The 5,742-nt window shown below is 42.9% G+C and carries 5 protein-coding genes; 1 reads left to right on the forward strand and 4 read right to left on the reverse strand.

Annotated features, from left to right (window positions below; genetic code table 11):
- Positions 1-618: 618 nt before the first annotated feature.
- From B0I26_RS17805 to B0I26_RS17815, 3 genes are all read right to left on the reverse strand, one after another.
- Complete coding sequence (locus B0I26_RS17805) at positions 619-1,404, reverse strand: hypothetical protein (RefSeq protein ID WP_245934849.1); 786 nt, start codon at positions 1,402-1,404, stop codon at positions 619-621.
- A gap of 72 nt (positions 1,405-1,476) precedes the next feature.
- Positions 1,477-2,436, reverse strand: coding sequence for a winged helix-turn-helix domain-containing protein (locus B0I26_RS17810; protein WP_111646672.1), 960 nt, complete (start codon positions 2,434-2,436; stop codon positions 1,477-1,479).
- A gap of 17 nt (positions 2,437-2,453) precedes the next feature.
- Positions 2,454-2,693 (reverse strand): hypothetical protein, encoded by a 240-nt coding sequence (locus B0I26_RS17815; RefSeq protein ID WP_245934850.1) that lies wholly within the window; start codon positions 2,691-2,693, stop codon positions 2,454-2,456.
- A 551-nt stretch (positions 2,694-3,244) separates the two neighbouring features.
- Between B0I26_RS17815 and B0I26_RS17820 the strand changes: the two genes are divergently transcribed.
- Positions 3,245-4,450 (forward strand): methyl acetate hydrolase AcmB, encoded by a 1,206-nt coding sequence (locus B0I26_RS17820; RefSeq protein ID WP_111646674.1) that lies wholly within the window; start codon positions 3,245-3,247, stop codon positions 4,448-4,450.
- A gap of 315 nt (positions 4,451-4,765) precedes the next feature.
- On the opposite strand, the gene B0I26_RS17825 is transcribed toward B0I26_RS17820, so the two are convergent.
- Positions 4,766-5,053 (reverse strand): hypothetical protein, encoded by a 288-nt coding sequence (locus tag B0I26_RS17825; protein WP_111646675.1) that lies wholly within the window; start codon positions 5,051-5,053, stop codon positions 4,766-4,768.
- Positions 5,054-5,742: the final 689 nt, after the last annotated feature.

The following is a 5,742-nucleotide window of genomic DNA, read 5'->3' on the forward strand; positions in this document are numbered from 1 at the left end:
GAGGGTATGGATACCGAAACAACGCACATCTTTTCTTGCGCATCCGCCTAGAAACGGGAGGGAAATTTGTCACCCCCGACTTTTGGTGATGAACCAATATTTGTACTCTATTTTACAAAAACATCAAAAAAGCCGTCCATCGTTTTCTACTACATTGCTAAGTTTTTTGTACATAAGAGAAAAGAGAGCTATATTAGCTCCCTTCTGTTTTAAATGCGATAACAAGTTGTGGTCCTATCATAAGCCCCCTTGTCATCAAAAGAGAGAGTTCCTCTTAACTATGAAAACAACTCCATCAAATCCCCAAATAATCCCAAAACCCGACTCTCCAAACGTTGTCCCTTCAAATCCGAGCGAATCGAGGCTTGGTAAGAGAAGCCCAAACATGGTGAGCAGATTTGTACAAAACATAGACCGATAAACAATAAAAAAACGCTTCCTTAAATGATGTGACCCAATAATCAGATGGGACAAGAATGGCGAGCAGGCACTGTTCGCTCCATCGTCTGACACCATCCGAACTTCTCTTATCCATTCAACTGCTTTCGGATGGTGCCCACAAACCCATATACGAAGAGCTTTCCATTCTATTTATCAACCAAAAACAGCCTTCCTACATTATTTTCCTGATTTCTCTTTCATCCACCCCACAAGCTCCACAAACTCTCTCTTCTGAACAAATCGCTCAGCTTGTTCCTTCATCTCGCCTTTCCGCTTAAAAGCAGCTCTCTTCAACTCCCGAATCTCCGCCGCGTGTTTCTGCAGGATTTGCGCCATCTGCACCGCGTCTTGATAAATTAAATTCATATCCCAGCGTTCCGCTTCTCCTTTATCAGCAGTGATGCAAGAGCCGGATTCGTTGCCGTAATGAACGTTCCATTTGTAGTGGAGAGAACAGTTGCTTAAATATTTTTCCTGAATTACTTCAAACCACGCTCCCTGGTATATTCCTGAAAGTTGAACATTTGGGGCATAACGGTGATGGCCGTTACATCCTGCGAGAGCCGTGATTCCTGCAAGGTTCAATGATTTCACCAACATCGCCATGTTCGCATCCAAATCTAACGCATTCACTTTGATACCGAATCGTCTTTGGACGAACGGCTTCCATTTGTAGTGATAGCCTTCCATGAAAATTGGAAACTCCCGTCCTGGTGTATTCATGATGCGTTTCATCGTAGAAATTGGCACACGGGTAACCAATACTTGAAATTTGTTTCCTTGCCAAAAGGTTGGAATACCGAGATGATGAAGCAACTCACGAACTTTGCTGATATCTTCTTTTGTGTTTCCGTCTGTTAGGATAATAAAATCGTCTTTTACTTCTACAAATAACCCTCTCATTTGTAGTGACTCGGCGATGCGAGCAGTTGCATCCATCATTTCTAATTTCATTAAATTCATATTTATCATCCTCCTGTTCAGTTTGTACTCTAAGTATAAAAAAAGCCCGGTTACGAAATCGTAACCGGACCGTTACCCTTTACGAAGGACAATCGATGGAATATCTGCTTTCCATTCGTATCCTTCAGCTGTAGTGACTAAAATGTTCTCAGAAATATCATCACGTCCCATTGCTTGAGAAAGCTTTCTTCTAAGACTGGCGATATACCGCTTCACCGTGGCAGCTCCTACCGGGCGATCATGCCAGATCGCTTCTTCTATTCTATGTTTCGGGCACGATGTCATCTGATGATCAATCAAGTAACCAAGAATTTCCGCCTCTTTCCGTTCAAGCCGGACTGTATCATGGTATGCATAAAAATATTTTTCATCCCCAGCTAAATCGAGAACGACACACTTTCCTTCCATTGCGTCTTCTTTGACTTTATTAGCATCGTGTTTTGAAACCGTCTTCCGCTTCTCCTCGGGCTCCTTCAACAAGATCGGTTCTGTTACTCTCTTTTTAATCCTGTCCATATACAATTCGATAAACCAGCCGTGTTCGCCCATTTTATCCAAGTCGCATGCTTCTTTCATGTACTCCATCGCTTTCTGAATATAACCAAGTCTTGCATATCCTAACGCAACATTACAAAGCAGTTTGATGCGTTTGCTGCCGTCGATCCCTTTTTCAAGCGCTTCTTTTCCATAAAAAAGAACCGCCTCCCACTTCCGCTCTTGACTGGCCAAAATAAAGGATAGGTGGTAGAACGCATCGGGCTTTGATGGTGAGTAAATTGTAGCCTTTCGCAATATCTCATAAGCTTTCAGATAGTTCCCTCTGCGAATTTTTTCATCCCGCCCCCACTGTAAATACAAATCGGCAAGCATAATCGCATAGCGGGGTTCTTTTGGGTCCAGCTGAAGAAATTGCTTGTAAAGGTTTATCCCTTCTTCGAGCCATGCATTTCTCTCATCACCTTCATCAAGGCCGTCCCGATCGAGCCAATTATCCTCCCAATCCAATAGTTCTTCCATTGTCATTTGCCGCATAAATAGGACACTCCTGCTTAAGAAATTCTTTTTTCCTCATTAATTTCAAAGACTAATATATCAAATAGTTTTCCATCGGTATAAAGCAAAATCGCCCACTTACCTGGCTTCGGTATTTTCACGCTGGAAGAGATATGGGCATCTGCACCATTATTTGGGCCGGCCGTCGTTTTTGTCCAGCCATCTATGAAAATCTTGTGAACGGTGTTGGATTCTTTATGAAAACCGACTACGGTCAAATCTACGCTTTCCCCCAAAGATTCCACATCCATTTTTGTCCATTTAAACTTGGCATATTAATCATATATTGTATACATTCAGTGTACTCTTCTATTTTAGCATAAAATTCCATTATTACTGATATGAATAATTGATCTATATAATTGTTGATTTTTAAAGCACTTCATTTTCTAGAAGTACCTGAATTAGATTTGCCGCCACAAGTCATTGAAGAATTTGCAATATTTATCGTGAACCTGAAAACGGAGGATTGGGAGGAATTTTTCTTATGATTAGGATGAGCGTTGTATGTTAAGTGACCGCTTTTTCGCCATTATATAGACATCGGAAACGGATTGGTTAAGACACCCGCACATTCCATTAACGAAATCCAAAACGGACATCGCGCTCGGACTTTTCCTTCAATCCCGAATTTGTTCCAGGCACAACTTCAAAAAGGACAATGGAAAAAGCTCAAAGTAAAAAAATTTGACGAGCCCTACCTAAGCATGATATAGTTAGTTTTAAAAATACAGAAAATTATGTAAATAAAGAAAATTAAGAAATAATATGTATGAGGGGTGAAGATATGACGAGGCAAACAGTCAAGGATGCTCTCAAGGATACTCTTGACGAAGTTTTGGATAACGCTGTAGGCAGGGCTGGAGGGGTACCCGGGGTAGTTGCAATGATAACTGACCGGGAAGGAAACATCTACGAGGGTGCAGCCGGGGTACGCGAGCTCGGAAAGGAAACGCCGATGAGCACCGATACAGTGTTTGCTCTTTTCTCGACCACGAAAGCCATCACCGGCACAGCATTGATGCAATTGGTCGAGGAGGGAAAAGTCCGTCTTGACGATCCGGTCAAGAAGTATGTGCCTGAGATTGCCGAGATTAAAGTTCTCGAAGGGTTTGACGCAGACGGGCAGCCGAAACTAAGGGAACCGAGAACCGACATTACGATCGACATGCTGATGCTTCACACTGCCGGCTTCGGCTACGAGTTCTTCAGTCATGAAGATCGAAAATACCGTGAAAAAAAGGGAGTACCTTCCATTCTCACTAGTACGTTTGACTCCATTAAGAGTGTACTTCTATTCGAGCCAGGTGAACGCTGGAACTATGGCGTCAACATCGACTGGGTTGGCAAGGTTGTCGAAGCCGTATGCGGTAAGCGACTGGGCGAAGTGATGGCCGAGCGTATTTTTGCCCCTCTCGGCATGACCGACATCGGATTCACGTTAACACCGTCGATGATGGAACGCCGCGCAACCATCCACACTCGCGCCCAGGACGGTAATATCACGCCTCAGCCTGATCTCATTCTGCCGCAATCTCCGGAAATGGACATGGGAGGACACGGTTTGTATGCCAGCATTGGTGAGTATATGAAGTTTATCCGAATGATCCTGAATGACGGTGAGGGAGTCCTCAAACCGGAAACGGTCGCGCAAATGTCTCAGAACGGGCTTGGGGAATTAAAGAGCGGCGGTTGGATTTCGTCTGATCCATCGCTGGCTAATGACGGTGAGTTCTACCCTGGCGTGCAAAAATCGTGGGCTTATACATTCCAGGTAAATGAAGATCCTACCCCTACAGGCCGTCCAGCAGGCCAATTGATGTGGGCGGGACTGGCCAACCTGTTCTACTGGATCGACCGCAAGAACGGTATTGGAGGATTTTGGGCTTCGCAAATATTTCCGTTCCAAGATGTGGCTTCATACTTGGGCTTCATCGAATTCGAGTCAGCGGTCTACCGTACATTGAATCGGTTCGGTCAAATTGATACTTGATCAGAGAGGGCGGAGACGATGGCTGCTGATCATCCCTCTTGTACGATGGTCAAGCAGGGTGATTGATGACGAGCCAAGGCATCATCTTCCTCACATACACACCACAGTGGCGGAAGCCGTAGCTTCAGAGTTTGCTTAAAAACAGCTTTGAGCGAGTTTCTTTGAAAGAGCTTTATTACGCTAACGAGGATTAATAGTTGAATAGAGGAGGGTTTTTTAAACAACCTTTTTGTTACTGCTGTCTGAAACAAATTTAAGTATTTTTCCAAGCACCGTTCGTAAATCAAACGGTGCTTTATTAAAATTTAATCGACTTTATTGTAGTGTTACATTAGGGCAGCCGTGTTTCGCTCTTCTTGGAAATTGTACATCTTGAAGCTTGCTTACAATTCTTTTCCCGAGTCTTCCGATTTGAAGGTTTAGGACAGAATGGCTCTTTTTATTTAGAAGATTCGCAAGTTGTTTTCCCGTCGCTTTGCAATTCGTTTGATAATAAAGCATCATCATGAGCTTGGCATCTTCTTCTTGAAAAATCTCTTTATTTCTTAATAATTCAAGCCATTGGCGAACTGAAATATTAAGAGATTCTTTATAAATCTTCATCCAATCATCTCTCCTAGGCACGTTTAGCAGGTTCGTATGCTTTTAATCCTACGTCGCCGGTAAGAAATTCGACTTCCCAGCGCTAACTTTTGACTGTTTTGATAGTTGCGTCGCCAATCGATAAACGTCGGTTCACTTGCTCCAGCCATTCGACAATGAGTTTATGCAATTTATCCACTTTCCACAGTTCAGGTTGCTCAGAAAATTGCGCCTAGGGGGTTCTTTATTTAACGCTTTTCGAATAATGTGAACGAGCTTTTGCGCACATGCATAGCGATCTTTTGCTGCTTGGGCGATATGCTTGCCCGTTTCAATAATAGAGCGTATATTGTTATATTCATGATAACAGGGCTCCCTTTATTTATTTCGACATAGTTATATTGTATTAAAACAAAAATGACAAAACTGTCGAATCCCGTAGATACCCCGCATCAATACAAGAAAAAATCCCCCGCCAATACAATCCTTTGCACTGGCTTTCCAAACATACAACTCCCAAACGACGACGGCCACTCAAGAATAATGAATGCAACATGAAAATGTGGTATATTCTTAATAAACAGAGCATATACTGCCTTTTTAAGGAGGTGAATGAAATGGAACAACAAACAGTATTAAAAGAAATTTTAAAGGCGCTCGATCTGCATGCATCTGATTTTCGCACACAAATCGCTGCATTAAACGAAAAA

The sequence above is a fragment of the Paranoxybacillus vitaminiphilus genome, assembly GCF_003259935.1.
Lineage (GTDB): Bacteria > Bacillota > Bacilli > Bacillales > Anoxybacillaceae > Paranoxybacillus > Paranoxybacillus vitaminiphilus.

Coding starts and splice junctions, on each gene's coding strand:
- B0I26_RS17805 (WP_245934849.1), bottom strand. CDS start 1,404: ATGAATTTAATGAAATTAGAAATGATGGATGCAACTGCTCGCATCGCC.
- B0I26_RS17810 (WP_111646672.1), bottom strand. CDS start 2,436: ATGCGGCAAATGACAATGGAAGAACTATTGGATTGGGAGGATAATTGG.
- B0I26_RS17820 (WP_111646674.1), top strand. CDS start 3,245: ATGACGAGGCAAACAGTCAAGGATGCTCTCAAGGATACTCTTGACGAA.
- B0I26_RS17825 (WP_111646675.1), bottom strand. CDS start 5,053: ATGAAGATTTATAAAGAATCTCTTAATATTTCAGTTCGCCAATGGCTT.